General features: G+C 59.8%; 28 protein-coding genes and 1 pseudogene. 14 read left to right on the top strand and 15 right to left on the bottom strand.

All coding sequences use genetic code 11. The features are described 5' to 3' along the window. Positions 1–64 precede the first annotated feature (64 nt). The 6 genes from secY to rplQ all read left to right on the top strand — a co-directional run bounded on the left by secY (position 65) and on the right by rplQ (position 4,820). On the top strand, positions 65–1,405 hold the full coding sequence (gene secY / locus FHT87_RS23100) for a preprotein translocase subunit SecY (RefSeq protein ID WP_183730045.1): 1,341 nt from the start codon (positions 65–67) through the stop codon (positions 1,403–1,405). Beyond that, on the top strand, positions 1,402–2,052 hold the full coding sequence (locus FHT87_RS23095) for an adenylate kinase (protein WP_183730043.1): 651 nt from the start codon (positions 1,402–1,404) through the stop codon (positions 2,050–2,052). The genes secY and FHT87_RS23095 overlap by 4 nt, the downstream gene beginning before the upstream one ends. Before the next feature lie 220 nt (positions 2,053–2,272). Continuing rightward, complete coding sequence (gene rpsM / locus FHT87_RS23090) at positions 2,273–2,641, top strand: 30S ribosomal protein S13 (RefSeq protein WP_113297881.1); 369 nt, start codon at positions 2,273–2,275, stop codon at positions 2,639–2,641. Between the two features lie 133 nt (positions 2,642–2,774). After that, the gene (gene rpsK, locus FHT87_RS23085; RefSeq protein ID WP_003547577.1) at positions 2,775–3,164 is read left to right on the top strand and encodes a 30S ribosomal protein S11; all 390 of its coding nucleotides are present in this window, start codon (positions 2,775–2,777) and stop codon (positions 3,162–3,164) included. Positions 3,165–3,261: 97 nt separating this feature from the next. Next, the gene (locus FHT87_RS23080) at positions 3,262–4,272 is read left to right on the top strand and encodes a DNA-directed RNA polymerase subunit alpha (RefSeq protein ID WP_018115507.1); all 1,011 of its coding nucleotides are present in this window, start codon (positions 3,262–3,264) and stop codon (positions 4,270–4,272) included. A 125-nt stretch (positions 4,273–4,397) separates the two neighbouring features. After that, positions 4,398–4,820: a 50S ribosomal protein L17 gene (gene rplQ, locus FHT87_RS23075; protein ID WP_183730040.1), complete on the top strand. Its 423-nt coding sequence runs from the start codon at positions 4,398–4,400 to the stop codon at positions 4,818–4,820. Between the two features lie 241 nt (positions 4,821–5,061). On the opposite strand, the gene FHT87_RS23070 is transcribed toward rplQ, so the two are convergent. Further along, on the bottom strand, positions 5,062–5,409 hold the full coding sequence (locus tag FHT87_RS23070) for a YciI family protein (RefSeq protein ID WP_183730037.1): 348 nt from the start codon (positions 5,407–5,409) through the stop codon (positions 5,062–5,064). A 144-nt stretch (positions 5,410–5,553) separates the two neighbouring features. Between FHT87_RS23070 and FHT87_RS23065 the strand changes: the two are divergent. Beyond that, a pseudogene (locus tag FHT87_RS23065) lies at positions 5,554–5,775 on the top strand (transposase); the annotation flags it as partial. A gap of 683 nt (positions 5,776–6,458) precedes the next feature. Here FHT87_RS23065 and FHT87_RS23055 read toward each other — a convergent pair. Next, complete coding sequence (locus FHT87_RS23055) at positions 6,459–7,328, bottom strand: DUF817 domain-containing protein (protein WP_183730031.1); 870 nt, start codon at positions 7,326–7,328, stop codon at positions 6,459–6,461. Positions 7,329–7,447: 119 nt separating this feature from the next. Here FHT87_RS23055 and FHT87_RS23050 point away from each other — a divergent pair, with 119 nt between their 5' ends. After that, on the top strand, positions 7,448–7,876 hold the full coding sequence (locus FHT87_RS23050; protein ID WP_183731002.1) for a DUF2809 domain-containing protein: 429 nt from the start codon (positions 7,448–7,450) through the stop codon (positions 7,874–7,876). Positions 7,877–7,885: 9 nt separating this feature from the next. On the opposite strand, the gene msrQ is transcribed toward FHT87_RS23050, so the two are convergent. Together msrQ and msrP are read right to left on the bottom strand one after the other, a co-directional pair. Beyond that, positions 7,886–8,545 carry a protein-methionine-sulfoxide reductase heme-binding subunit MsrQ gene (gene msrQ, locus FHT87_RS23045; RefSeq protein ID WP_183730028.1) on the bottom strand — a complete coding sequence of 220 codons (660 nt, stop codon included), beginning with the start codon at positions 8,543–8,545 and terminating at the stop codon, positions 7,886–7,888. Beyond that, on the bottom strand, positions 8,545–9,492 hold the full coding sequence (msrP, locus tag FHT87_RS23040; RefSeq protein WP_183730025.1) for a protein-methionine-sulfoxide reductase catalytic subunit MsrP: 948 nt from the start codon (positions 9,490–9,492) through the stop codon (positions 8,545–8,547). Before msrP ends, msrQ begins: the two co-directional genes overlap by 1 nt. Before the next feature lie 321 nt (positions 9,493–9,813). Here msrP and ilvD point away from each other — a divergent pair, with 321 nt between their 5' ends. Next, the gene (gene ilvD / locus FHT87_RS23035; RefSeq protein WP_183805024.1) at positions 9,814–11,652 is read left to right on the top strand and encodes a dihydroxy-acid dehydratase; all 1,839 of its coding nucleotides are present in this window, start codon (positions 9,814–9,816) and stop codon (positions 11,650–11,652) included. A gap of 59 nt (positions 11,653–11,711) precedes the next feature. Here ilvD and FHT87_RS23030 read toward each other — a convergent pair whose 3' ends face one another. Continuing rightward, complete coding sequence (locus FHT87_RS23030) at positions 11,712–12,116, bottom strand: GFA family protein (protein ID WP_183730019.1); 405 nt, start codon at positions 12,114–12,116, stop codon at positions 11,712–11,714. Between the two features lie 90 nt (positions 12,117–12,206). On the opposite strand from FHT87_RS23030, the gene FHT87_RS23025 reads away from it, so the two are divergent. Then, positions 12,207–12,650: a MarR family winged helix-turn-helix transcriptional regulator gene (locus FHT87_RS23025; RefSeq protein WP_246698111.1), complete on the top strand. Its 444-nt coding sequence runs from the start codon at positions 12,207–12,209 to the stop codon at positions 12,648–12,650. A gap of 6 nt (positions 12,651–12,656) precedes the next feature. Here the strand turns inward: FHT87_RS23025 and FHT87_RS23020 are convergent, their stop codons facing one another. Then, a complete protein-coding gene (locus tag FHT87_RS23020; protein WP_183730015.1) occupies positions 12,657–13,007 on the bottom strand; it encodes a hypothetical protein in 351 nt (116 codons plus the stop codon). A 279-nt stretch (positions 13,008–13,286) separates the two neighbouring features. On the opposite strand from FHT87_RS23020, the gene FHT87_RS23015 reads away from it, so the two are divergent. Then, a complete protein-coding gene (locus tag FHT87_RS23015; RefSeq protein ID WP_183730012.1) occupies positions 13,287–14,687 on the top strand; it encodes a DegQ family serine endoprotease in 1,401 nt (466 codons plus the stop codon). Beyond that, the gene (locus FHT87_RS23010) at positions 14,684–16,000 is read left to right on the top strand and encodes a replication-associated recombination protein A (RefSeq protein ID WP_183730009.1); all 1,317 of its coding nucleotides are present in this window, start codon (positions 14,684–14,686) and stop codon (positions 15,998–16,000) included. The genes FHT87_RS23015 and FHT87_RS23010 overlap by 4 nt, the downstream gene beginning before the upstream one ends. 18 nt (positions 16,001–16,018) lie before the next feature. Here the strand turns inward: FHT87_RS23010 and FHT87_RS23005 are convergent, their stop codons facing one another. The 7 genes from FHT87_RS23005 to FHT87_RS22975 form a co-directional block, all read right to left on the bottom strand. Next, positions 16,019–16,321 (bottom strand): DUF1883 domain-containing protein, encoded by a 303-nt coding sequence (locus FHT87_RS23005; protein WP_183730006.1) that lies wholly within the window; start codon positions 16,319–16,321, stop codon positions 16,019–16,021. Positions 16,322–16,445: 124 nt separating this feature from the next. Next, positions 16,446–16,709, bottom strand: coding sequence for a hypothetical protein (locus FHT87_RS23000; RefSeq protein ID WP_183730003.1), 264 nt, complete (start codon positions 16,707–16,709; stop codon positions 16,446–16,448). Positions 16,710–16,732: 23 nt separating this feature from the next. Further along, on the bottom strand, positions 16,733–16,918 hold the full coding sequence (locus tag FHT87_RS22995; protein ID WP_183730000.1) for a hypothetical protein: 186 nt from the start codon (positions 16,916–16,918) through the stop codon (positions 16,733–16,735). A 122-nt stretch (positions 16,919–17,040) separates the two neighbouring features. Beyond that, on the bottom strand, positions 17,041–17,961 hold the full coding sequence (dapA, locus tag FHT87_RS22990; protein WP_183805022.1) for a 4-hydroxy-tetrahydrodipicolinate synthase: 921 nt from the start codon (positions 17,959–17,961) through the stop codon (positions 17,041–17,043). A 9-nt stretch (positions 17,962–17,970) separates the two neighbouring features. After that, complete coding sequence (locus tag FHT87_RS22985; RefSeq protein WP_183805020.1) at positions 17,971–18,117, bottom strand: hypothetical protein; 147 nt, start codon at positions 18,115–18,117, stop codon at positions 17,971–17,973. Between the two features lie 115 nt (positions 18,118–18,232). Continuing rightward, complete coding sequence (locus tag FHT87_RS22980; RefSeq protein ID WP_183729991.1) at positions 18,233–19,237, bottom strand: 2-dehydropantoate 2-reductase; 1,005 nt, start codon at positions 19,235–19,237, stop codon at positions 18,233–18,235. Positions 19,238–19,391: 154 nt separating this feature from the next. Continuing rightward, entirely contained in the window at positions 19,392–20,231 is an 840-nt protein-coding gene (locus FHT87_RS22975) for an oxidoreductase (RefSeq protein WP_183805018.1), read from the bottom strand. A 124-nt stretch (positions 20,232–20,355) separates the two neighbouring features. Between FHT87_RS22975 and FHT87_RS22970 the strand changes: the two genes are divergently transcribed. Then, complete coding sequence (locus tag FHT87_RS22970) at positions 20,356–21,243, top strand: LysR family transcriptional regulator (RefSeq protein ID WP_183729985.1); 888 nt, start codon at positions 20,356–20,358, stop codon at positions 21,241–21,243. Between the two features lie 106 nt (positions 21,244–21,349). Here the strand turns inward: FHT87_RS22970 and FHT87_RS22965 are convergent, their stop codons facing one another. Then, positions 21,350–21,772, bottom strand: a complete 423-nt coding sequence (locus FHT87_RS22965) for a lipocalin-like domain-containing protein (protein WP_183729982.1) — start codon at positions 21,770–21,772, stop codon at positions 21,350–21,352. Between the two features lie 269 nt (positions 21,773–22,041). Between FHT87_RS22965 and FHT87_RS22960 the strand changes: the two genes are divergently transcribed. After that, on the top strand, positions 22,042–23,013 hold the full coding sequence (locus FHT87_RS22960; RefSeq protein WP_246699668.1) for an alpha/beta hydrolase: 972 nt from the start codon (positions 22,042–22,044) through the stop codon (positions 23,011–23,013). A 31-nt stretch (positions 23,014–23,044) separates the two neighbouring features. On the opposite strand, the gene FHT87_RS22955 is transcribed toward FHT87_RS22960, so the two are convergent. Next, entirely contained in the window at positions 23,045–23,650 is a 606-nt protein-coding gene (locus FHT87_RS22955) for a carboxymuconolactone decarboxylase family protein (RefSeq protein ID WP_183729976.1), read from the bottom strand. Positions 23,651–23,653: the final 3 nt, after the last annotated feature.

Genomic DNA, 23,653 nt, shown 5'->3' with positions numbered 1-23,653 from the left:
ATTCATACTGATTCCGGTGCCGGCCGACTCGAGAGCGCCCGGAATTGGTAGCGCGGAGAAACGCATGGCTTCTGCAGCGGAACAACTGGCTTCAAACCTCAATTTTTCGACCTTCGCCAAAGCCGAGGATCTTAAGAAGCGCCTGTGGTTCACACTGGCAGCTCTCCTCGTCTACCGGCTGGGCACCCATATTCCGCTTCCAGGCCTCAATCCGCAGGCCTATGCCCAGGCATTCCAGGGCCAGGCCGGCGGCATTCTCGGGCTCTTCAACATGTTCTCGGGCGGTGCCGTACAGCGCATGGCGATCTTCGCGCTCGGCATCATGCCCTACATCTCCGCTTCGATCATCGTGCAGCTCATGACCTCGGTCGTGCCGGCGCTCGAAAACCTGAAGAAGGAAGGCGAGCAGGGTCGCAAGATCATCAACCAGTACACCCGCTACGGCACGGTCATCCTCGGCGCGCTGCAGGCCTACGGCATTGCCGTCGGTCTCGAAAGCGGCAACGGCCTCGTCGTCGATCCGGGTTGGTTCTTCAAAATTTCGACCGTCCTGACGCTGCTTGGCGGTACCATGTTCCTGATGTGGCTCGGCGAGCAGATCACCTCGCGCGGTATCGGCAACGGCATTTCGCTTATCATCTTCGCAGGCATTGCGGCCGGTCTTCCGACAGCCCTTGCCGGCACGCTGGAACTTGGCCGCACCGGTGCGCTGTCGACGACGCTCATCCTGGCGGTCATCGTCGTTGCGATCGCCGTCATCGCCGTCATCGTCTTCGTCGAGCGCGCGCAGCGCCGCCTTCTGATCCAGTATCCGAAGCGCCAGGTCGGCAACCGCATGTTCCAGGGCGACACCTCGCACCTGCCGCTGAAGCTGAACACCTCGGGCGTTATCCCGGCAATCTTCGCATCCTCACTGCTGCTTCTGCCGGCGACGCTTGCGGGCTTTGCCAGCACGACGGCGATGCCCGCCTGGGCGACCGCCGTCGTTGCAGCGCTTGGCCACGGCCAGCCGCTTTACATGGTGCTCTATGCGGCACTCATCGCCTTCTTTGCCTTTTTCTACACGGCCATCGTCTTCAATCCGAAGGACACTGCCGATAACCTGAAGAAGCATGGCGGCTTCATCCCCGGCATCCGCCCGGGCGATCGCACTGCCGAATATATCGACTACGTGCTGACCCGTATCACGGTGATCGGCGCTATCTATCTCGTATTCGTCTGTATCCTGCCTGAGATCCTGGTGTCGCAAACCGGCATTCCATTAGCCCTTGGTGGGACTTCGCTTTTGATCGTGGTTAGCGTAACTCTTGATACGGTGGCACAGATCCAGGGCCATTTGATCGCACAGCAGTACGAAGGCCTGATCAAGAAATCGAAGTTGCGTGGAGGAAAGAGGGGGCGATGAGACTTATACTTTTGGGGCCGCCGGGCGCGGGTAAGGGGACCCAGGCCCAGCGGATCGTGGAAAAGCATGGTATTCCGCAGCTTTCCACGGGTGACATGCTGCGCGCCGCCGTTCAGGCGGGTACTGAAGTCGGCAAGCGCGCCAAGGCTGTCATGGACGCCGGAAATCTGGTCTCGGACGAGATTGTCAATGCCATCGTCTCCGAACGAATCGATCAGCCCGATTGCGCTAACGGTTTCATCCTCGACGGTTTCCCGCGCACGCTGGTGCAGGCGGATGCTACTGAGGCGATGCTGAAGGCCAAGGGTCTTGATCTTTCGGTCGTCATCGAATTCCGTGTCGACGACAAGGAACTGGTCCGCCGCGTGGCAGGTCGCTACTCCTGTGCTGAGTGCGGCACGGTCTATCACGATACGGACAAGGTTCCAGACAAGGAAGGTGTCTGCGACAAGTGCGGTTCGACCCACTTCAAGCGCCGTCCCGATGACAATGCCGAGACCATGACCAAGCGCCTCGAGGTCTACTACAAGGAAACCTCGCCGCTGATCGGCTACTACTACGCCAAGGGCAAATTGAAGTCCGTGGATGGCATGGCCGAAATCGATCAGGTTACCGCCGAGATCGAAGGCATTCTTTCCAAGCTTTAAAGCTTTGAAAATAAACTTGGCGGGAACGGTTGCTTTTTTGCACTGATTCCGCTAAACCGCGCCAACTCGCGACATCCCCTGCGATCGGCGCGGATTTCCCGAAGGAAATCCGGGTTCGGTCGTTTTGTGATGTTGCGAACCCGAATTTGAACGAGCGGCCTTTTGGCTGCATAACGAAGCCCTATTGCCGGACGGCAACTGGAATGCAAGGAGAATAGGCGTGGCACGTATCGCTGGCGTCAACATCCCGACTGCAAAGCGCGTCGTCATCGCGCTGACCTACATTCACGGGATCGGACAGAAATTCGCGCAGGAAATCGTCGAGAAGGTCGGTATTCCGGCTGATCGCCGCGTTCATCAACTCACGGATGCTGAAGTCCTTCAGATCCGCGAAACCATCGACCGCGACTATCAGGTCGAAGGTGATCTTCGTCGCGAAACCTCGATGAACATCAAGCGCCTGATGGACCTCGGCTGCTACCGCGGCCTGCGTCATCGTCGCGGCCTTCCGGTCCGCGGTCAGCGCACGCACACCAATGCTCGTACCCGCAAGGGTCCGGCAAAGGCAATCGCTGGTAAGAAGAAGTAATTTCCGGGAAACCGGGATGGGGAGGCTGGCGGTCTGCGCCGGCCTCTTTTGAGTTTGGAGCGGGGTCATGTAGGCACCGTTCCGGTGTAGCCGCTGGGATTACGGCGGTGAAGAGATCAACGAAAGGAATACCATGGCTAAGGAAGCCGTCCGCGTTCGCCGTCGCGAACGCAAGAACATCTCGTCGGGTGTCGCTCACGTCAACTCGACTTTCAACAACACGATGATCACCATCACCGACGCGCAGGGCAATGCAATTGCCTGGTCGTCGGCTGGCGCCAAGGGCTTCAAGGGCTCGCGCAAGTCGACCCCGTTCGCTGCCCAGATCGCTGCTGAAGACTGCGCCAAGAAGGCCCAGGAACACGGCATGAAGTCGCTGGAAGTCGAAGTTTGCGGCCCGGGCTCGGGTCGTGAATCGGCTCTGCGCGCGCTCCAGGCTGCCGGTTTCATGATCACGTCCATCCGCGACGTGACCCCGATCCCGCACAATGGCTGCCGTCCGCGCAAGAAGCGCCGCGTCTGATCATCGCTATCGTCACCGGTGAGCGCCTCAGCGCTCCCGGTGGTTTTCAAGCTCGGTTGCCACGATTGGATGGTGGCAACGAACGGAAGGCAAAATTATGATTCAGAAGAACTGGCAGGAACTGATCAAGCCGAACAAGGTGGAGTTCTCTTCGAGCTCGCGCACCAAGGCGACTCTCGTTGCAGAGCCGCTTGAGCGCGGTTTCGGCCTCACGCTCGGCAACGCGCTGCGTCGCGTTCTGCTCTCCTCTCTGCGCGGTGCCGCTGTTACGGCCGTGCAGATCGACGGCGTGTTGCATGAATTCTCCTCGATCCCGGGCGTTCGCGAGGACGTTACAGACATCGTGCTCAACATCAAGGAAATCGCCATCAAGATGGATGGCGACGATGCCAAGCGCATGGTCGTGCGCAAGCAGGGTCCGGGTGTTGTAACCGCTGGCGACATCCAGACGGTTGGCGATATCGAAATCCTCAACCCCGAGCATGTCATCTGCACGCTCGACGAGGGTGCCGAAATCCGCATGGAGTTCACCGTCAACAACGGCAAGGGCTATGTCCCGGCCGAGCGCAATCGTGCGGAAGATGCTCCGATCGGTCTTATCCCGGTCGACAGCCTCTATTCACCGGTCAAGAAGGTGTCCTACAAGGTTGAAAATACCCGCGAAGGACAGGTTCTCGACTACGACAAGCTGACCATGACCATCGAAACCGATGGCTCAGTCTCCGGCGAAGATGCCGTCGCTTTCGCGGCTCGCATCCTGCAGGACCAGCTTGGCGTCTTCGTCAACTTCGACGAACCGCAGAAGGAAGCCGAAGAAGAAGCCGTCACCGAACTGGCCTTCAACCCGGCGCTCCTCAAGAAGGTGGACGAGCTCGAACTGTCCGTTCGTTCGGCAAATTGCCTGAAGAACGACAACATCGTCTACATCGGTGACCTCATTCAGAAGACCGAAGCAGAAATGCTCCGCACCCCGAACTTTGGTCGCAAGTCGCTGAATGAAATCAAGGAAGTTCTCGCTTCCATGGGCCTGCACCTCGGCATGGAAGTGCCGGCATGGCCGCCCGAGAACATCGAAGATCTCGCCAAGCGCTACGAAGATCAATATTAAGAACCAAAAAGGCAGGCTCTTCACGGCTGCCTTTCCCCGTCAAACAGCAGGCCTATCGCCTGCATGTGCCAGGAAACGGCAGGCCCGGTAACGAAGTAAGGGCACTGCATTAAAGGAGAATAGCAATGCGCCATGGTAAAGCCGGCCGCAAGCTGAATAGAACTGCAAGCCACCGCAAGGCGATGTTCGCCAACATGGCGGCTTCGCTCATCACCCACGAGCAGATCGTAACGACCCTTCCGAAGGCCAAGGAAATCCGTCCGATTGTCGAAAAGCTCGTCACCCTCGGCAAGCGCGGCGACCTGCACGCTCGTCGTCAGGCGATCTCGCAGATCAAGGACGCCGCTGTCGTTTCGAAGCTCTTCGACACGATCGCTTCGCGTTACGCAACCCGCAACGGCGGCTACCTGCGTATCATGAAGGCGGGCTTCCGCCAGGGCGACAACGCCGCTCTCGCCGTCATCGAATTCGTTGACCGCGACGCCTATGCAAAGGGCGCAGCCGACAAGGCTCGCGTCGCTGCCGAAGAGCAGTCTGTCGCTGCCTGAGATTTTCCGGTTTCGGAAAAGCAGAAAAGCCGGGCCTTGCGCCCGGCTTTTTCGTAGGCAATAGAAGGCTGGCAGACCGTTTTCGCTCAGGTAGACTGAAGCGATCGATCGTCGCCGGCCTGTCACCGAGGACGGCTTGATGACATTGCGCACGCCGCAACGATCCTGGCCATGCCATGGCGGCGTCTCATTCCAGAACATCGAACGGTATAGCCTGCGGAAGTAACCGGGCGCTCCGAATCTAAAAACCAGCAGTCTCTCGCACCTCGATTGCCCCCATCCGAGCGAGCGAGTCCCGCTCTGCGATCTCCATTGCCTCCGCAAGGTTCTTCGCTTCAATGAGCAGGAAGCCGCCCAGATGCTCCTTAGTCTCTGCGAACGGCCCGTCGCTCCAACTGACCTTGCCGGCGCGAACGCGCAGTGTCTTTGCAGTCTTTGGGTCAGCAAGCGCGTTGGAGGCGAGATAGTGGCCTGATCGTTTGAGTTCTTCATTGGAAGCGAGAGACTCCCGGTCAATCTCGGCCCATTCCTCCTTGCTGGCGGCATCAGCAAGAGTTTGATCGATGTAGAAGAGACAGAGGTAGCGCATTAGGTTCTCCATGGTGCTGTCGATATTAGTCGCTTTTGGAGGCCACGATTCGACAAAGACCGAAAAAGAATCCTGCCACAACAGAGTCGCTTGGACTTCCGGCTCGCCTCTCCCGGACAGCGCAGCGGCAGCTACCATTGCCGCTATGACGCCGATTATCTGTGCGTCAAGATCGCCGAAATTGGTGCTGACATCGTCATCCCGGCGAAACGCAACCGCAAGCTCCAGCGCTCTTACGACGCCGTCTTCTACAGGGAGCGCAACCGTATCGAACGCTTGTTCAGCAAGCTCAAACAGTTCAGACGCGTCGCAACCCGATACGACAAGCTGCTCGCAAACTTCATGGGCTTCGTCAAAAAGCCCTGACCTCCGCCCCGTCAATCCTCGAGATGCACGAGAATACGCAAGCACGGCTTAAATTCCGTCACCTACCGTAAGGATGGGCGGCTTTGATCCCAGCCTCTGATCGTCTGGACAGGGAGGAAACCATTCTGCGATTTTCCCGGTTGAGATTTCCGGGGACACCAACCCGACGTCACGTAGCAGGCGAGCGTCAAACCGCGAAAGTTTGCTCAAGCTTCGGCGGTACCTTCGCTGATGCTTCAGCAGTACCCAAACCGCTTGCAAGGTGCGCACGACACTGAGGTGCTGCGACTGTAGTTGGACTTGTTCGGAGTGCTCAATGGAAACCATGGTTGGCTCTTCTTCTTCGACTAGCTCACCCTTAGTCGAAGGCGACAGGCCGAAATCGACACGCCGGTTTCAGGAACTTGACCCGCGTAGGCGACAAGACGGGTGAGCGGACCATGAGGCATCGTTTGATGCGTGACACGATCTTGAGGGAATAGAGCCGGCCGATCTGCAGGATTTTGCTAAGGTGCCTCCCGCAACGGCATTGCCTCCCCGACGCGACGCTGCCCTTCAATGCCTTGCTGAAGGTTGCAGACCGCGCTACTGGGACGAGCAGCTGCGGACCCACATATAGACGAGCCCTGCTCGCATTCGGCGGTGCATCTACCGGTTTGCTGGTTCGCTGCCTGTTTTTGCATTCATTCCGGCACGTGGATCTTGTATTTGATGTGCTTGAGGTTCGCGACGATCGTGAAGGTCATGATCACCAGCAGGCACCACGAACTCCATTTGCCGATATGCACGGTCGACCACGCGCCGATCTGGTTCGGATAGCGCCACACGCCGAAGAAGGTGCTGATGTTTTCCGCAAGCCAGATGAAGAAGCCGATCAGGATGAAGGCGAGAAGCAGGGGCATCTTGCGGTCCTGATCATAGGGCCTGAAAATGACGGTGGTGCGCGCATAAAGACCGAGCGTGCAGGCGGCGATGTACCAACGGTAGTCGCCGATATAGTGATGGGTGAAGAAGTTGGCGTAGATCGCCAATGCCATGAGCCCGGCCATCCAGTAGGGCGGATGATGTCTCACGCGCAGATCAAAAAGGCGCCAAGCCTGAATGACGTAGCTGCCGACAGCCGCATACATGAAGCCGGAAAAAAGCGGGACGCCAAACAGTTTGGTATAGGCGAAATCCGGATAGCTCCACGATTGGATGCTGCCTGAGGTCTTGAAGACCTCCAGTGCAAAACCAATCAGATGAAAGACAGAGATCGCCTTCAATTCGTCGATGGTTTCGAGCTTTGCCCAGACCATCCAAGCCTGAATCGCAAGAGCGATAATCAGCAGCAGATCATAACGCGGAATACCGATGATGCCTGCATGCGGGACCAGGAAGACCGACAGAAAAAACAGGCCTGCGAAGAGGCAGGCTCGGGCCTCCTTGACGGCAAAATAGAAGAATTCGACGATGAAGCGTTCGATGCCATTGCGTTGAAGATCGGCCGGCCGGTCGATCAGATGCTTGTCCAAAAGAGGAAGTAATTCCGGGAGTGCGGCGACTTTTGGCATATGCTGGCGAGCAACCTCTGTTTTGAAACAGTGCGAACCTACCGAGTGACGGCGACAGCTTGATATCTTGATGATTGGAAATTAGGCAGCGGAACTCGGTTAGAATTGTGGTGGCCTTTTTGAATTCACACAAGATTATTCGGCGCATCCATGCCCAGCGCCTCGCGGCCCTGCTGCTCATCATCATTTCCGGTTTGACACTCCGGCGATTCGGTTATGCGGCCGATCTTCCCTTCTTCATCGTCAAATACGGCGGCTCACTGCTCTGGGGATCGATGGTTTATGTCCTGCTTGCATTTATCATCGCAGGCCTCTTTGGGAGCATTCGCCCCGCAGGAATTGCTCTTATGGCGCTATGCGTTGCGATAAGCGTCGAGTTGTTCCGGCTCCATCACACGCCCTGGCTCGATGCGTTTCGATCGACGACCGCCGGCGCCTTGCTGCTTGGGAGAGTCTTCTCGCTCTGGAATATCGTCGCCTATTCTATCGGGATAGCTGCGGCCTATGCGCTTGATCCCGCACGCAGGCGATTGTCTTCCGAGCCGTAACGCGGATCTCTATGACGCTGATGATGCTACGGTTCGTCCGCGTGCCCGTCCTTGACCCATCTTTCGGCTCCGCCCGATGGGCTTGTAGGAGCGGTAGAGGATCAGCGCGATGATCAGCCCGACATAGATATATTGCTCGAGGTCCAGGATCTTCGTCGACAGAGCAAAGTGCAGTGCTGCCGATGCGGCAACGATGTAGACGAGGCGATGGAGCCAGATCCAGTTCTTGCCCAGCCTGCGGATCGAGAAATTATTGGATGTGAGCGCGAGTGGAACGAGCATCGCCAGTGCACCCATGCCGAACATGATGAAGGGTCGCTTCACGACGTCATCGATGACGGCAGCGACGTCCAGCGCCTGATCGAGCACCATGTAGACGGTGAAATGCATCAGAGCATAGTAAAACGTCAGAAGGCCGAGTGCGCGGCGATAGCGCAGGTAATTCCAGCCGAGAAGATCGCGGGCAGGGGTAACCGCAAGCGTCAGGATCAGGAAGCGGATGGTCCAGATGCCGAGGAAGAGCTCGAAGGTCTTCACCGGATCGGCGCCGAGCTGGTCCGTTGCGCCGAGATAGAAGTTCCAGGCTGCGGGCAGGAGCCCCACACCATAGAGCAGCCAGACGGATGCCGGCTGCAAGCGCTTCGGAATGGCGAGCGAAAACGCTGCCATCAGAAGTTCACCCGGAGATCCATGCCGTCGTAGAGACTGGCGACTTCGTCGGCATAGCCGTTGAAGGGCAGGGTGGGATGGCGGCTGGCGCCGAAGAAGCCGCTTTCGCCGATGCGCCGCTCCGTCGCCTGGCTCCAGCGCGGATGATCGACGGCCGGATTGACGTTGGCATAGAAGCCGTATTCCTGCGGGTTTGTCACCTGCCAGGTATTCTTCGGCTGCTGGTCGGTCAGCGTGATGCGCACGATCGACTTGATGCCCTTGAAACCGTATTTCCAGGGGACAACGAGACGCACCGGTGCGCCATTCTGGTTCGGCAGCGTTTCGCCATAGAGCCCGACGGCAAGCAGTGTCAGCGGGTGCCGGGCTTCGTCCATGCGCAGACCCTCCACATAGGGCCAGTCGAGCGACTGGAAGAAGCCGGCCTGACCGGGCATCTCCTCCGGCCGCACAACGGTCTCGAAGGCAACATATTTGGCGCTGCCCTGCGGTTCCACCTTGTCGAGAAGCGAAGCAAGCGGAAAGCCGCTCCACGGAATGACCATCGACCAGGCCTCAACGCAACGCATGCGGTAGACGCGTTCCTCGATGGGGAATTCCTTCATCAGCGCTTCGATATCGAAGGTGCCGGGCTTATTGACGAGGCCGTCGACCTTTATCGTCCAGGGCAGCGGCTTGAACTTGCCGGAAAGGGCTGCAGGATCGCCCTTGTCGAGGCCGAATTCGTAGAAGTTGTTGTAGGTGGTCACGTCCTTGATCGGCGTCAGCTTGTCATCGACCGTGTACTTGCTCTTGACGGTCGTAAGCGCCGCAGCGCTCGCCTTGCCAGCGCCGTAGAGCGCCATGGCGCTGAGTGTCGCGGCGCCAAGAAATTCCCGGCGCTTCATATAAACCTCGCGCGGCGTGATCTCGGAAGAAGGGACCTTGGGCGGACGATAGGTTGGCATGTCGAATTCCTCTTGGGCGGGGCAGCCCGCGTGAATCTTAAACGCAAATTACGCGCTTTGGATCAGTGTGTATGCCTTGAATCCTAGCGACGAAAAGCCAATTTTTTGTGTTCGTCCGTGATGGAATAGGCCGTAACAAAAGAGAGCTTGCGTCCGTATATACCCGATGGTGCTACCCGTACCGCTTTGGGCGTTCCCGGTAGTGACAGCTAGGGTCGATTGGATTAGGACAATTCCAAAAAGCAGCGACTGCCCGGCCTCCGCAAATCCTTTTGCCGCCCCGCATCGCCAGACAATTCCTGGATATTGAGGAAGACACCGATGCCAGCTTATCGTTCCAGAACCACGACCCACGGCCGCAACATGGCGGGCGCGCGCGGCCTTTGGCGCGCCACGGGCATGAAGGATTCGGATTTCGGCAAGCCGATCATCGCCGTGGTGAATTCCTTCACCCAGTTCGTGCCCGGCCACGTCCACCTCAAGGATCTCGGCCAGCTGGTCGCCCGCGAAATCGAAGCGGCCGGCGGCGTTGCCAAGGAGTTCAACACGATCGCCGTCGACGACGGTATCGCCATGGGCCACGACGGCATGCTCTATTCGCTGCCCTCGCGCGAACTGATCGCCGACAGCGTCGAATACATGGTCAACGCCCACTGTGCCGACGCCATGGTCTGCATCTCCAACTGCGACAAGATCACTCCCGGCATGCTGATGGCGTCGCTCCGCCTCAACATACCCACTATTTTCGTTTCCGGCGGCCCGATGGAAGCCGGCAAGGTCGTCCTGCATGGCAAGACGCATGCGCTCGACCTCGTCGATGCCATGGTCGCTGCTGCCGATGACAAGATCTCCGACGAAGACGTCAAGGTCATCGAGCGCTCTGCCTGTCCGACCTGCGGTTCATGCTCCGGCATGTTTACCGCAAACTCCATGAACTGCCTGACGGAAGCGCTCGGTCTGTCGCTGCCCGGCAACGGCTCGACGCTTGCCACCCATGCCGACCGCAAGCGCCTCTTCGTCGAAGCCGGCCACCTGATCGTCGATCTCGCTCGCCGCTATTACGAGCAGGAGGATGAGAAGACCCTGCCGCGCACGATCGCCTCGAAACAGGCTTTCGAGAATGCCATGGCGCTCGATATCGCCATGGGCGGCTCGACCAATACGGTTCTGCACATTCTGGCGGCTGCCCATGAAGGCGAGGTGGATTTCACCATGGCCGACATCGATGCGCTGTCGCGCCGCGTTCCCTGCCTTTCGAAGGTCGCTCCGGCCAAGTCCGACGTGCATATGGAAGACGTTCATCGCGCCGGCGGCATCATGTCGATCCTCGGCGAGCTCGATAAGGGCGGCCTCCTCAATCGCGACTGCCCGACGGTTCATGCCGAAACGCTGGGTGACGCGATCGATCGTTGGGATATCACCCGCACCAACAGTGAGACGGTTCGCAAGTTCTATCGCGCGGCTCCCGGCGGCATCCCGACCCAGGTTGCCTTCAGCCAGGAAGCCCGCTGGGATGAACTCGATACCGACCGCGTCGGCGGCGTCATTCGCTCCGTCGAGCATCCCTTCTCCAAGGATGGTGGTCTGGCCGTCCTCAAGGGCAATCTGGCGCTCGACGGCTGCATCGTGAAGACGGCCGGCGTCGATGAGTCGATCCTGAAATTCTCCGGTCCTGCCAAGGTCTTTGAAAGCCAGGACGCGGCCGTCAAGGGCATCCTCGGCAATGAAGTCGTTGCCGGCGATGTCGTCGTCATCCGTTATGAAGGCCCGAAGGGCGGCCCTGGCATGCAGGAAATGCTCTATCCGACGAGCTATCTGAAGTCGAAAGGCCTCGGCAAGGCTTGTGCGCTCATCACTGACGGCCGCTTCTCGGGTGGCACCTCCGGTCTCTCGATTGGCCATGCCTCGCCGGAAGCTGCCAACGGCGGCACGATCGGTCTCGTGCGCCAGGGCGACATGATCGACATCGATATTCCGAACCGTACGATCAGCCTGCGTGTCAGCGATGCGGAGCTTGCTGCCCGCCGCGCCGAGCAGGATCAGAAGGGCTGGCATCCGGCCGAGCCGCGCAAGCGCAACGTCTCGACTGCGCTCAAGGCCTATGCGGCTTTCGCAACAAGTGCCGACCGTGGCGCCGTACGCGATCTGAACGCCCGCTAAGACGTATAGTATTTCAAACCTACGACCCGCTGACTAAGAGTCAGCGGGTCGTGGCGTTTTCAGAGATGCCGCGTTTCGGTCGGCACATTCCACCAGCTATTGTTCCTGCCGTCGAAATATTGCACCGGCGCTTCCGCAAGCTCGGCGGGATCGAGATCGTCAAGGCAGGCGAGATTAATCGAGACATAGGCGCCGCCGACTGCCTCGACATAGCCGTCGCCGTAAGCCGCCACCCCGCAGTTGGCGCAGAAGCGGTGATGGCCGGAGAAGGTGCCGAACTGGTAATCGCTGATGCCGGTCTCCTCGCACAGAAGACGGAAATCCTCGGGCTTGATGTTGGCGCCCCAGTAGCGGCGCTTCCAGCAGATTGAGCAGTTGCACTTTCCCGTCCCGGCCTGAATGTCGATATCGGCCTCGTAGCGGATACGGCCGCAATGGCAGCTTCCGTGATAGGTCTTCTTCATGCGCTCCTCCTTGCGTGTTGCTGCACCATATGACAACATATTGTCATTATCAATGAATGACAATATGTTGTCAAGATGATGAGAAAACGTATGCCTGACGGCGATGCTTTTGCCGCCCTCTCTATCGCGGTGATCCGCCTTTCCTCCCACTTGCAGGCTGAAGGCGATGCGCTTGCCAGACCTGCCGGGCAGACCAGTGCGCGCTGGCAGGTGCTTGCTGCGGCCGACCACGCGCCTATGTCGGTTGCCGATGCAGCGCGTGCGCTCGGTCTTGCGCGCCAAGGCGTACAGCGGATCGCCGATCTTCTTGAAGGCGAGGGGCTGATTGCCTACCGCGCCAACCCGGTCCACCAGCGCGCCAAGCTGATGGAGCTGACCGAGGCGGGAAAGAAAGCGCTTGCAGATATCTCCGCCCGCCAGGCAGTATGGGCAAACGAACACGGTGCCACCTATGGCGAAGAACGGCTGCGCCAGGCCGCCAGCCTCATCAACGAGATGATTGCCGATTTCCAGGGCCGGGGAGATCAGGACTGAACGTCCTCAGAGCGGACGATTGATGTGCTTGTAGGTCTCACCGAGCTGCTTCAACCGTTCCTGATAGGCAGCACCAATGCAGGCGGCATCTGCGCCACAGGCCTGCCGCTTCTTCAGCCACGCGGTCTGCTCGTCCTGCAGCGTACCGCGCGCACCCATGGCGAGCAGGCCGGACAACAGCTCGAAGGTCGTCACCATCTTCACATCGGCATCGTTGAGTGGTCGGTTCTCGCAGATCACCTTCTCATCCGGCTGCAGCTCCTTTGCATCGCAGTTGAAGCTCGCCGCCTGCGCGCCATTCGGTGCAAGAGCGAATAACGTGGCGCAGATGGCGGCGGATAGGATGGCGGTCTTCATAATCTCTCCAGCTGTAAGGGCACTCTGTTTCGGCCTCACGGCAAAGATGATGCAGCTCCGTTTTATGGCAAGGATCAAACCCGCCGGGCCGCTTTCAAGATGATGTCCCTGCCCGGTGACTACGTCCTGCTTTTGAGCTTAGATATCAGTAACCTGCTTGATTTTGCTGATTCAAATTCCCAAATCCGCGATGCCTTTGTCTTCCATGCTTCCGCCCTCTTTCCTTTCTAGCGTCGGGCGCTACAACATTTTTCGTGAGAGCATTTCAAAAGGATTCCCATGCAAGGCCTGTTCAAGCACGCCTCCGTTTCGCTTCTGGCACTGACGCTCCTGCTGCCCGCCTACGCTCAGGCGCAGACCAAGACCGTGCCGGAAAGTCAGATGCAGATGCAGCTTTCTTTCGCACCTCTGGTCAAGCAGACCTCGGGCGCTGTCGTGAACGTCTATGCTGAAAAGACCATTCAGCGGCAGTCGCCCTTTGCCGGCGATCCCTTTTTCGAGCAGTTCTTCGGCCAGCAGATGCCAAACCGCTCCGAAAAGCAGTCTTCGCTCGGCTCCGGCGTCATCGTCGAGGCGAACGGCACCGTCGTGACCAATAATCATGTCGTCGAGGGTGCAGATGATATCAAGGTGGCGCTGTCGGACGGTCGCGAGTTCCCCTGCAAGGTGGTTCTGCGCGACGACCGCGTCGATCTCGCCGTGCTGAAGATCGACAGCAAGGCGGATTTCCCGGCACTGCCGATCGGCAATTCCGATGCGGTGGAAGTGGGCGATCTCGTGCTGGCAATCGGCAATCCCTTCGGCGTCGGCCAGACCGTCACCAGCGGCATCGTTTCGGCACTTGCCCGCAATCAGGTGGTCAAGAACGAATTCGGCTTCTTCATCCAGACGGATGCCTCGATCAATCCCGGCAATTCCGGCGGCGCGCTGATGAACATGAAGGGCGAGCTGATCGGCATCAACACGGCGATCTTCTCGCGCGGCGGCGGGTCTAACGGTATCGGCTTCGCCATTCCTGCCAATCTCGTCAAGGTCTTCCTCACCTCGGCCGATTCCGGGGTCAAATCCTTCGAGCGGCCCTATATCGGCGCGAGTTTCGATCCGGTGACCTCTGAGGTCGCCGATGCACTCGGCCTCGACAAGGCGCGCGGTGCGCTGATCGCCAAGGTCACGGCGGATAGCCCGGCAGCCAAGGCCGGCCTTAAGGCGGGCGAGGTGATCACTGCCGTCGACGGCGTCTCCGTTGAACATCCAGATGCGCTTCTTTATCGATTGACGACGGCTGGCCTCGGCAAGTCGGTCAACCTGACGGTCATGGAGAACGGGCGCGAGCAGCAGGTAACGCTTGCCCTTGCCCGCGCGCCGGAAACCCAGCCTCGCGATCAGCGCACGATCGGCGGACGCACGCCCTTTACCGGTGCGGTCGTGGAAAACCTTTCGCCGCGTGTCGCAGATGAGCTGAGGATGCCGCTCGATTCGACGGGTGTGGTTATCTCCGATGTTGAGGGCGGGTCTCCCGCTTCCCGCCTCGGCTTCGAGCCGAAGGATATCATCGTTTCCATCAATGGGGCCGAAGTGAAAAGCAGCCGCGACCTGGAGGCGATCGCCGATTCCGATCCCAGCCTCTGGCGGGTCGAGATCGAGCGCGATGGTCAGCGTATCAGGCAGTTCTTCCGATGAGTGATGATCTCTTCGCGCCGCGAGTTCCGGAAGAGGTCGCCAGCCGGCGGCCGCTTGCCGATCGCCTGCGGCCGAAGACGCTCGGTGAAGTCACCGGCCAGGAGCATCTGACCGGTGAAGACGGCGTTCTGCGCCGCATGATCGAGAGCGGCTCTCTCGGCTCCATGATCTTCTGGGGGCCACCGGGTACCGGCAAGACGACGGTTGCGCGGCTGTTATCGGGCGAGGCGGGGCTGGCATTCGAACAGATCTCGGCGATCTTCTCCGGCGTTGCCGACCTGAAGAAAGTCTTCGAGGCGGCCCGCATGCGCCGCATGGACGGTCGCCAGACGCTGCTCTTCGTCGATGAGATCCATCGCTTCAACCGCGCCCAGCAGGACAGTTTCCTGCCGGTCATGGAGGATGGCACTGTCATCCTCGTCGGCGCGACGACGGAAAACCCGTCATTCGAGCTCAACGCCGCCCTTCTGTCGCGCGCCCGCGTGCTGACCTTCAAGTCGCATGATGAAGAGAGCTTGGAGGAATTGCTGAAACGCGCCGAGACGGTCGAGGGAAGGCCACTGCCGCTGACCGAGGACGCACGCGCCAGCCTGATCCGCATGGCCGACGGCGACGGCCGCGCGGTGCTGACGCTGGCTGAAGAAGTCTGGCGCGCCACCCGCGAGGGCGAGACCTTTGATACCGAAGGCCTGACGCGCATCGTCCAACGCCGAGCTCCGGTCTATGACAAGGCGCAGGACGGCCACTACAATTTGATTTCGGCGCTTCACAAGTCCGTACGCGGCTCCGATCCCGATGCCGCCCTCTATTATCTCGCCCGTATGTTCGATGCTGGCGAGGATCCGCTCTATCTCGGCCGGCGGCTGGTGCGTATGGCGGTGGAGGATATCGGGCTTGCCGATCCGCAGGCGCTGGTGATCTGCAACGCCGCCAAGGATGCCTATGACTATCTGGGCTCACCGGAAGGCGAACTGGCCTTAGCGGAAGCCTGCGTTTATCTCGCAACCGCACCGAAATCGAACGCGGTCTATACCGCCTTCAAAGCGGCGACCATGGCCGCGAAGCAGAACGGTTCGCTCCTGCCGCCGAAGCATATCCTGAACGCGCCGACAAAGCTGATGAAGGGCGAGGGATATGGCGAAGGCTACCGCTACGATCACGACGAGCCGGATGCCTTCTCGGGCCAGGATTATTTCCCGGAAAAAATGGGCCGCCAAACCTTCTACGATCCGCCCGAACGCGGTTTCGAACGCGAGATCCGCAAGCGGTTGGACTGGTGGGCAAAACTTCGTAAGGAGCGCAATCCGCGCTGAAATCGGGCAGCGCTGATATCAGGCGCGCTTCTGTGTGGCTGGAGCGGTGATCAGCTTGACGGAAGAATCCGCCAGCCCGTGATGGCCTTCCATATCGACGACGATATGCCAGTGGCCGCTTTCGGGAATGGCGAGCTTGACCGGCGACTTGCGCGCGACGCCGCCGATATATTTGAAATCGAGCACTTCGGTGAACCGCTGGAAATTGGGAGCCGTCATCAGCCGCACATTGTTCACGGCGCTCAGCGACACCTCGACGATCGTTCCGGCGCGCTGTTCCTTGATATCATAATGGGTGAAGCGGAAGTTCGGTTTCGGCATTGGTCTCGCGGCATATGTAGTCTCTGCATGCGGGACTTTATCAGGACGGCAGTTAAGGAAAAGTTGGAAATCTCCGCCGTGTTGCCGCTCCTGCTGTGCCAAAACGGCAGGAACGGCACAGTATTCAGTGGATATTGCCGGTGCTGCGCGCAAGAGGTGCAAAATCGAGCACCGCGCCCGTTGCCGCACGGCAGATCTCATCTGGATTGTGGTTGCACTCTTCCGCTGCGAAATGGAGGGCCGCAGCTTCATTGACGAAGAGACCGCCGACGAGCCCCTCGCGATCCTGGACGATCCAGCGGCCACCCTTGTCGCGGCCGACGGTGAAGCGGGCCGGACGGGCGGCGACGGGAGCCGAAATCTGTCGGCGTTGGTGTACATTTGCCATTGTCGTCATCCTCGATCCGGCTCTTACTGGGAAATAAGGTGGAGGCTCACCTGCACGAGCCCGGCAAAGGCCATGACGGCGCCGAGCCGGAGTGCGACGGCCACAAGACCGGCAAAGAGCGGATGGGAAGGATCAACCGCAGCCGCATGGGGGCTTGCGCCACGTTGCAGCGGGTCAGTCTTGGTACAGGTATCAGTTAGGCGTGACATCGTTTGTCCTTTCGAAGTCTAACTCAACCGCCGTTTGAGTGTCGCGGCGGTGTCACGCTGATCAAGATAGATGCCGGCGGATAGGGTTTCCATTTGGCGCCGAAAGCGAAAATATTAAAATCTCATAGGGATAGCGCCATGCGCGCGACGCTGCCGCCGATGAAGGGGGCAAGCGACTTGGCGATCGCAAAGCAGCTGCCGGACTCAATCGGCACAAGCGGAAGGCGAAGATCCGAAGGCGTGCCGCGCAATATCTGCAGCGCATATTTCAGCCTTGCAGGATCGTCCTCGGGGCCGAGTGCGGCCACAACCGGCAGCAGCCTGTCGCTGAGCGCGAATGCCGCCGAGATATGGCTTCCATAAGCGGCCTTCTGCAGTGACGTGACGAGCTGGGGAAGGATATTTGCGGCCGCGGACACGATACCGTCGCCGCCCGAGAGATGGAAGGAAAGGGCGGTGGCGTCATGACCGGACAGGAATCGGAAGCGTTGCCGCAGCGCCGGCGGCAGGTTGGCGAAGCGGGCGATATCACCGGTCGAATCGACGATCGCGACGACCGCTTCGAACGCGGCAAGCCGCTCCAGCGTTTCCATGGTCAGATCGCTCGCCGTCCGCGCCGGCGCATTCTCGATGAGAACAGGCAGATCGGTTGCTGCGGCAATACGCTCGAAATGACGGACGATACCCTTCTGCCCCGGCTTGGAGTAATAAGGCACAGTCACCAGCACGGCGCGGGCGCCGCACTCTTTCGCGTCCCGTATCAGAGCGATCGTGCTTTCGGTGCAATTGGTTCCGGCCGCGGCGATCACCGGGATACGGTCCGCCGCGGTCCGGATGCAGATGTCGAGCACCATGCGGCGTTCCTGAGGCGAAAGGGTCGGCCCTTCGCCCGCCGCGGTGCAGATCGCGAGTCCATCGACGCCGCTCAGCACCTGCCATTCAACAAGGTCCTCCAATGCTGCGCCGTCGACCTCACCGTCTCGGAACGGCGTGACGAGCGCGGTGATCGCGCCGCCTGGGCGCAGTTTTCCCGTATTGTTCATGATGGGCTCTCAGAGCGAGCTCAGGACCACATAGAGTTCGACGCAGGCGAGCACGATGCCGAACACCATCAGCGCCTGGTCCGTGCGCTTTTCGCGCATCTGCCTCTTGCCGCGCGTGATCCGGTGCGGGCGAAGCGGCTGGTATTGGGGGGACATGACATCTCGCATGGTGGTAACCTTTGTTGTTGTGTCAAAGGCTACTGCCACGTCCGATAGGAAATCCATTCGGGGTGGAGAGCGAAGATATAGGAATAGCATAAAGAGGCGGCTGTCAGCCGCCGCGCTGGTTTTCCTTGTCGAGCTGCGTGACGAGCGCCAGTATCACCTCGGAAACGGGCGTCGGCACTTTGGCCGTGCGCCCGAGCGCGACAACCATGCCGACGAGCGGCACGATTTCCAGCGCTTTGCCGGCCAGCAAGTCCTGCAACATCGAGGTGCGCACCGGGCCGATATGGCGTGACTGCTCAAGTCTCTCCTCAATGGTGATGCTGAATGTTGCACCAAGGGCGCTGCCGACAGCACGCACTTCGTTCATGATTTTACCGACCATGTCGAAAAGCGCAGGATCGGCCATGATATCGGTCATCAAGGCTCGCGTCAGCGCGCTGATCGGGTTGAAGGCTGCATTGCCCGTCAGCTTGTTCCAGATCTCGTCACGAATGCGCGGCGTGGTCGAGACAGTGAGGCCGGCCCTGGTGAAGAGACCGGCGACGGTTTCGAGATCGGCCGACATGTCGCCGGAGGGTTCGCCGAGCACGAAGCGGCCATTGTTGGAAAGGCGGATTTCGCCGGGATTGACGACTTCCGCACCCTGCATCGCCACACAGCCGATCACCCGCTCCGGGCCGATCAGGCGCCACAGCTTGCCGCCGGGATCGAGCTCATCGAATTGCAGCTCGGCATGGCCGCTTTGCATATCACGATGGAAATACCACCAGGGAATGCCGTTCAGCACCATGACGACCCGTGTATCGTCCTTCAGTAACGCGGCCATGCCTTCCGCCGCCGGGCCGAGCTGATGCCCCTTCAGTCCGGTGATGATGAGGTCCTGCGGCGGCAGCGTCGCGGGATCGTCCGTTGCCGTGATCCGCACATTGATCGGCCCATCGGCACCGGCTTCATGCAGGGAGAGGCCATCCTTGCGGATCGCCTCCAGATGCGCGCCGCGCGCGACGACCGAGACGGTCGCGTGATCGCCAAGCCGGCTTGCAAGCTTGACGGCGATCGCGCCTCCGAGGGCGCCGGCTCCGTAGATACAGATGGATGTGCTCGCCATGCCCTGCCTCTTCCTATTCGTGATGACGCGGTAGACATAGGCCATCGAAGCGCCGGGGCGAATGAAAATCTTGACCTGTTGAACGCTCTTCACGCTGAAATGAAACAAGCGCGCCGGCGGGCGCGCTTGTTGTTGTGGGGAAAGTCAGGCCTTCTCAGGCGGTCTGCTCGAAGTCCGTGGAGACGGCGAGCTTGCGCCATTGGGCAAGTTCCTTTTCCACATTGGCATGTTCTTCTTCGATCCTGGCGACCGTATCGCTGCCGAACGGCATGCGCAGCGGCGGGTGGGCGGCGTTCACCATTTCGATGATGCCGGCAGTCAGTTTGGCCGGATCGCCCGGCTGGGCATGGTTGGCGCTGGCTGCGAAGTCGCGCATGTTGCCGGCCGGTGTGCCGACATAGTCGGGGAGGGAGGCAGGGCTGATCGCCAGCGAATTGTCATGCAGGAAGTCCGTGCGGAAGAAGCCGGGCTCGATGATCGTGACCTTGATGCCGAAAGGCTCGACTTCGGTCGCCAGCGATTCCGACAGACCCTCGACAGCAAACTTCGTGGAACCATAGACGCCCCAGCCGGGGAAGCCCGCATAACCGCCGATCGAGGAGAAGTTCAGGATATGGCCGGCGCGCTGGCGGCGCATGTAAGGCAGCACGGCGCGGGTGACCTTCAGCAGGCCGAAGACGTTGGTGGCATAGATCTTCTCGATCTCGGCGGCAGTGGCTTCTTCGACGGCGCCGAGCAGGCCGTAGCCGGCATTGTTGGCGAGGATGTCGATGCGACCGAAGCGGGCAACGGCGGCAGCGGCAGCTTGCCTAGCCTGGTCTTCATTGGTGACATCGAGAGCGACGGCAAGCAGGTTCGGATGATCGCCGAACTGTTCGGTGATGGTCTTGGGGTTGCGGGCGGTGGCAACGACAGCGTCGCCGTTGGCAAGAGCACCCTTGGTCATCAGCGCGCCAAAGCCGCGCGATGCACCCGTGATGAACCAGACTTTCATGGCAATTTCCTTTCGTCAGATTGTTTGTTTCAGCAGTTCGTTGCTGACGGAGAGGAATTTGACGCAAATCTCGCTCATGTATAAGATTTGTTATTTAAGAGATTGTGATGAGTGAAATTCAGCAATGAGGGCAACCGAGCTTTCCGAAATGGCAGCGTTCGCCGCTGTCGCCAGACACAAGAGCTTCCGCAAGGCGGGAGAGGAAAGGGGCGTGACCGCCTCCGCGATCAGCCACGCCGTCCTCAATCTGGAGGACCGCATCGGCATTCGCCTCTTGAACCGCACGACCCGCAGCGTCTCGCTGACGGAAGCCGGCGAACTGCTCCGGTCTCATCTCGATCCGGCCTTCGGCGAAATCAGCGCCGCGCTCGATGCGCTGAACCGCTTCCGCGATACACCTTTCGGTCGGGTCCGCATCAATGTCGGCAATTCCATTGCGCCTTTCGTCGTCGGTCAGGTCATCGGGCCGCTTCTGATGAAGAACCCCAATCTGCAGCTCGAAATAGCCGCAACGGACCGGCTGGTGGATATCGTCGAGGAGGGTTTCGATGCCGGCATCCGTTTCGGTGAGCGTGTCACGGAGGGTATGATCGCCGTTCGCATCAAGCCGCGCATGCGTCTCGTCGTCGTCGGTTCGCCCGCCTATTTCGAAACTCGACCATTGCCGGAAACGCCGCATGATCTGAAGCGGCATATCTGCATACAGAACATGTTTCCGTCAGGCGCGCGTTATCCCTGGGATTTCGAAAAAGACGGCCAGGCCATCACCTTCCATCCTACGGGTCCGTTGTCCCTCGACGACCATGAATTGATGACAACGGCTGCCCTCAGCGGTGTGGCGCTCGCCTATGTCTGGGAAGGCAGGGTGGCACCGCTGATTGCAAGCGGCCAGCTTGTTCAGGTGCTGGACGAATGGTGCCAGCCGGAAGAACCGCTTTATCTCTACTATCCCAGCCGGCGGCACATCTCGGCGGGCTTCCGCACAGTGATCGACGCGATCCGCGGCGATTAGAGTGCCGTGCGTCCAATCGGACGCACAGAGGATACTCTAACTCTTTGAATCCGCACATCAGGCTTTCCGAAAATCGATGCCGATTTTCGGGCCGATGCTGTAGTCGTCAGAGTTTTTGGAACTCCAGGCGGTAGACGACATCCTCTCCCGTTATCGGATCGGTGGCGGGTGCATCGCTGATGACGAGTATGTCGCCCTCGATATGCACCGGGCGGATCAGCGGCCGCTCCCATGTCGGATTCCAGGCGGCCTCGACATGATGGATCACTTTGTCGCCCTCCAGCGTATAGGCGGCGGTATAAGCCAGCATCGTATCGAAAAGTGCGGCCTTTTCGTTGTCGTTGGGGGCTTTGCCGTTGGGTCTCGGCCTGCGTCGGTTGGTAGCGAAAGCCATCATCCGGCCATCGGCATGATAGGCGATATATCCAATGGGATCGGCACCCATGGCATCGCTGACTTCCCCGGTCGCAACAACGGTTCGCGTCCACGAGATCATGCGCCACGTCCCGATGAGGGCGGCTCTGTCCATGATCTTCCCCTCCTTAAAGTAGTCTAGCACAACCAAAAAATGCGGACTACGAACCCGTAGCCTTTTCTGGTCAGAATACCCCAAGCTGACCGGGAAAAGCTCTCGGCAATCAGTCAAAACTCCCTTTTGACTCTCGGTGGCGAAGTGGAGAAGATGCGCCGCAAGAAGGAAGATCAGCGCCGGAGGGGCGAATGAGAAAGCCGTTTTTTTCTGCTGGCAGTCGGTGGAAAATGGAATGTCGCAAAGGGCTGCTGTCAGTGTTTGCAGCGATGATGTTGTCTGCCTTTCCGCTGGAAATATCGGCGCAGGAAATGCCGGCACAAACACCGGCTTCCAAGGAGCAGGTCGAAAAGCTGCTTTCCCGCTGGAAAGAACATTTCAAGGGTGCGGAGACCCTGCGGGATCGTCGCACCGCTTTCCGCGATTTCATGGAATCGCTGCCCGAGCCGACACGCATCCAGATCCGGCATGTCGATGCCGATGGCGTCGATGCCGAACTTGTCTGGCCTGCGCGCCTTCATCATCCGATCGGCCGGCGCGCCATCCTCTTCATCCATGGCGGCGGCTTCTATGGCGGTTCCATTCGCACACATCACCTGATCGCCGGTTCGCTCGCCAAGGCAGCGTCCAGCGATGTGTTGCTGATGGATTACAGACTGACGCCTGAATATAACTACCCGGCGCAGGTCAATGATGCGCTCACCGCCTACCGCTGGCTGCTTGACAGCGGCTACAGCAACGGAAATATCGTGGTGATCGGCGATGGTGCCGGTGGCAATCTGGCGCTCGAAGCCGTGTTGCGGCAGATGCGCTCCCGCCAGCCGCTGCCGGCAGCCGTCGTGGCGCTGAGCCCGATCACCGATCTATCCGCCTCAGGTGCATCGGTCACAGAGAATGCCACCAATGATCCGGTGCTGGACAAGGATGCGCTGGAAACGTTGCGCAAGGCCTATCTCGGCAATAATTCCGCGACGGATCCCAACATTTCTCCGCTCTATGCCGATCTCTCGGGTTTTCCGCCCTTGCTGCTGCAGGTCGGTTCCGGCGAGCTGCTGCTCGACGATACGCTGCGGCTTGCCGACAAGGCGCACAAGGCGGGCGTCGACGTGACGACGCAGGTCTGGCCGGGAATGCCGCATCAATGGCAGCTTTTCCCCTCGGTGCTGGATGATGCTGACAAGGCAGGCCAGGAGATCGCCGAATTCGCGATCGCGCATTTTGCAGATCCGCCAGCGCAGTAAGGGCCAATCCGGAACCACACGATCGCAGTTCTTACGAGTGGCTCGAATTCAGCCCCTCGATCGGCCGGCCGATGGCTAGATTCTGACGCAGCTTGGGATCTAGCCGCTCGGCATAGGCGTGATCGGGCGCGGCACCCAGCGCATCCAGCATCTTGGAGAAAAAGCAGCGCGCGGCGGCTGCCGCGGTGACATCGAAGATCTCTGCGTCAACAAGCCCGTGCCGCTTCAAGCCATCGATGTCCTGCTGCGTCACCGAGGTCGCATCGCGCGCCACCTTGGCGGCAAAATCCATGATTGCCCGCTCGACGGCATCAATGGGCGCCTTCTCGCTGCCGCCAGCCACTGCCGAAAGGCTGTCATTGGTAAAACCGTCGCGCAGCAGTGCGGAACCATGGGCCAGCATGCAATAGGATGACTTGAGCTCTCTGGCTGCCGCCAGCGTGACCAGTTCATAACGCCGCTGGCTCATATGGCCGCGAATGCTGGCAAGCAGCGTCCCCCAGTTTTCCATCACTTCAGGCCGGTGTCCGAAGGCGCGGTACATGTTCGGCAGGTAGCCGTAGCTCGCTTCGGCCGAGGCGTACATCGAAGCCGTCTTCTTGCTGGCGGATGCATCGGGGGTCTGAATGAAGGCCATGGC

Source organism: Rhizobium sp. BK316, assembly GCF_014193695.1.
Lineage (GTDB): Bacteria > Pseudomonadota > Alphaproteobacteria > Rhizobiales > Rhizobiaceae > Rhizobium.
The sequence above is the reverse complement of the archived record's forward strand: the minus strand, read 5'-3'. Positions and strand labels throughout refer to the sequence as shown.

What these genes read in the sequence shown, in the direction of transcription:
- secY (WP_183730045.1), top strand. Translation starts at nt 65, where the DNA reads ATGGCTTCTGCAGCGGAACAACTGGCTTCAAACCTCAATTTTTCGACC.
- FHT87_RS23095 (WP_183730043.1), top strand. Translation starts at nt 1,402, where the DNA reads ATGAGACTTATACTTTTGGGGCCGCCGGGCGCGGGTAAGGGGACCCAG.
- rpsK (WP_003547577.1), top strand. Translation starts at nt 2,775, where the DNA reads ATGGCTAAGGAAGCCGTCCGCGTTCGCCGTCGCGAACGCAAGAACATC.
- FHT87_RS23080 (WP_018115507.1), top strand. Translation starts at nt 3,262, where the DNA reads ATGATTCAGAAGAACTGGCAGGAACTGATCAAGCCGAACAAGGTGGAG.
- rplQ (WP_183730040.1), top strand. Translation starts at nt 4,398, where the DNA reads ATGCGCCATGGTAAAGCCGGCCGCAAGCTGAATAGAACTGCAAGCCAC.
- FHT87_RS23070 (WP_183730037.1), bottom strand. Translation starts at nt 5,409, where the DNA reads ATGCGCTACCTCTGTCTCTTCTACATCGATCAAACTCTTGCTGATGCC.
- FHT87_RS23055 (WP_183730031.1), bottom strand. Translation starts at nt 7,328, where the DNA reads ATGCCAAAAGTCGCCGCACTCCCGGAATTACTTCCTCTTTTGGACAAG.
- msrQ (WP_183730028.1), bottom strand. Translation starts at nt 8,545, where the DNA reads ATGGCAGCGTTTTCGCTCGCCATTCCGAAGCGCTTGCAGCCGGCATCC.
- msrP (WP_183730025.1), bottom strand. Translation starts at nt 9,492, where the DNA reads ATGCCAACCTATCGTCCGCCCAAGGTCCCTTCTTCCGAGATCACGCCG.
- ilvD (WP_183805024.1), top strand. Translation starts at nt 9,814, where the DNA reads ATGCCAGCTTATCGTTCCAGAACCACGACCCACGGCCGCAACATGGCG.
- FHT87_RS23030 (WP_183730019.1), bottom strand. Translation starts at nt 12,116, where the DNA reads ATGAAGAAGACCTATCACGGAAGCTGCCATTGCGGCCGTATCCGCTAC.
- FHT87_RS23025 (WP_246698111.1), top strand. Translation starts at nt 12,207, where the DNA reads ATGCCTGACGGCGATGCTTTTGCCGCCCTCTCTATCGCGGTGATCCGC.
- FHT87_RS23020 (WP_183730015.1), bottom strand. Translation starts at nt 13,007, where the DNA reads ATGAAGACCGCCATCCTATCCGCCGCCATCTGCGCCACGTTATTCGCT.
- FHT87_RS23015 (WP_183730012.1), top strand. Translation starts at nt 13,287, where the DNA reads ATGCAAGGCCTGTTCAAGCACGCCTCCGTTTCGCTTCTGGCACTGACG.
- FHT87_RS23010 (WP_183730009.1), top strand. Translation starts at nt 14,684, where the DNA reads ATGAGTGATGATCTCTTCGCGCCGCGAGTTCCGGAAGAGGTCGCCAGC.
- FHT87_RS23005 (WP_183730006.1), bottom strand. Translation starts at nt 16,321, where the DNA reads ATGCCGAAACCGAACTTCCGCTTCACCCATTATGATATCAAGGAACAG.
- FHT87_RS23000 (WP_183730003.1), bottom strand. Translation starts at nt 16,709, where the DNA reads ATGGCAAATGTACACCAACGCCGACAGATTTCGGCTCCCGTCGCCGCC.
- FHT87_RS22995 (WP_183730000.1), bottom strand. Translation starts at nt 16,918, where the DNA reads ATGTCACGCCTAACTGATACCTGTACCAAGACTGACCCGCTGCAACGT.
- dapA (WP_183805022.1), bottom strand. Translation starts at nt 17,961, where the DNA reads ATGAACAATACGGGAAAACTGCGCCCAGGCGGCGCGATCACCGCGCTC.
- FHT87_RS22985 (WP_183805020.1), bottom strand. Translation starts at nt 18,117, where the DNA reads ATGTCCCCCCAATACCAGCCGCTTCGCCCGCACCGGATCACGCGCGGC.
- FHT87_RS22980 (WP_183729991.1), bottom strand. Translation starts at nt 19,237, where the DNA reads ATGGCGAGCACATCCATCTGTATCTACGGAGCCGGCGCCCTCGGAGGC.
- FHT87_RS22975 (WP_183805018.1), bottom strand. Translation starts at nt 20,231, where the DNA reads ATGAAAGTCTGGTTCATCACGGGTGCATCGCGCGGCTTTGGCGCGCTG.
- FHT87_RS22970 (WP_183729985.1), top strand. Translation starts at nt 20,356, where the DNA reads ATGAGGGCAACCGAGCTTTCCGAAATGGCAGCGTTCGCCGCTGTCGCC.
- FHT87_RS22965 (WP_183729982.1), bottom strand. Translation starts at nt 21,772, where the DNA reads ATGGACAGAGCCGCCCTCATCGGGACGTGGCGCATGATCTCGTGGACG.
- FHT87_RS22960 (WP_246699668.1), top strand. Translation starts at nt 22,042, where the DNA reads ATGATGTTGTCTGCCTTTCCGCTGGAAATATCGGCGCAGGAAATGCCG.
- FHT87_RS22955 (WP_183729976.1), bottom strand. Translation starts at nt 23,650, where the DNA reads ATGGCCTTCATTCAGACCCCCGATGCATCCGCCAGCAAGAAGACGGCT.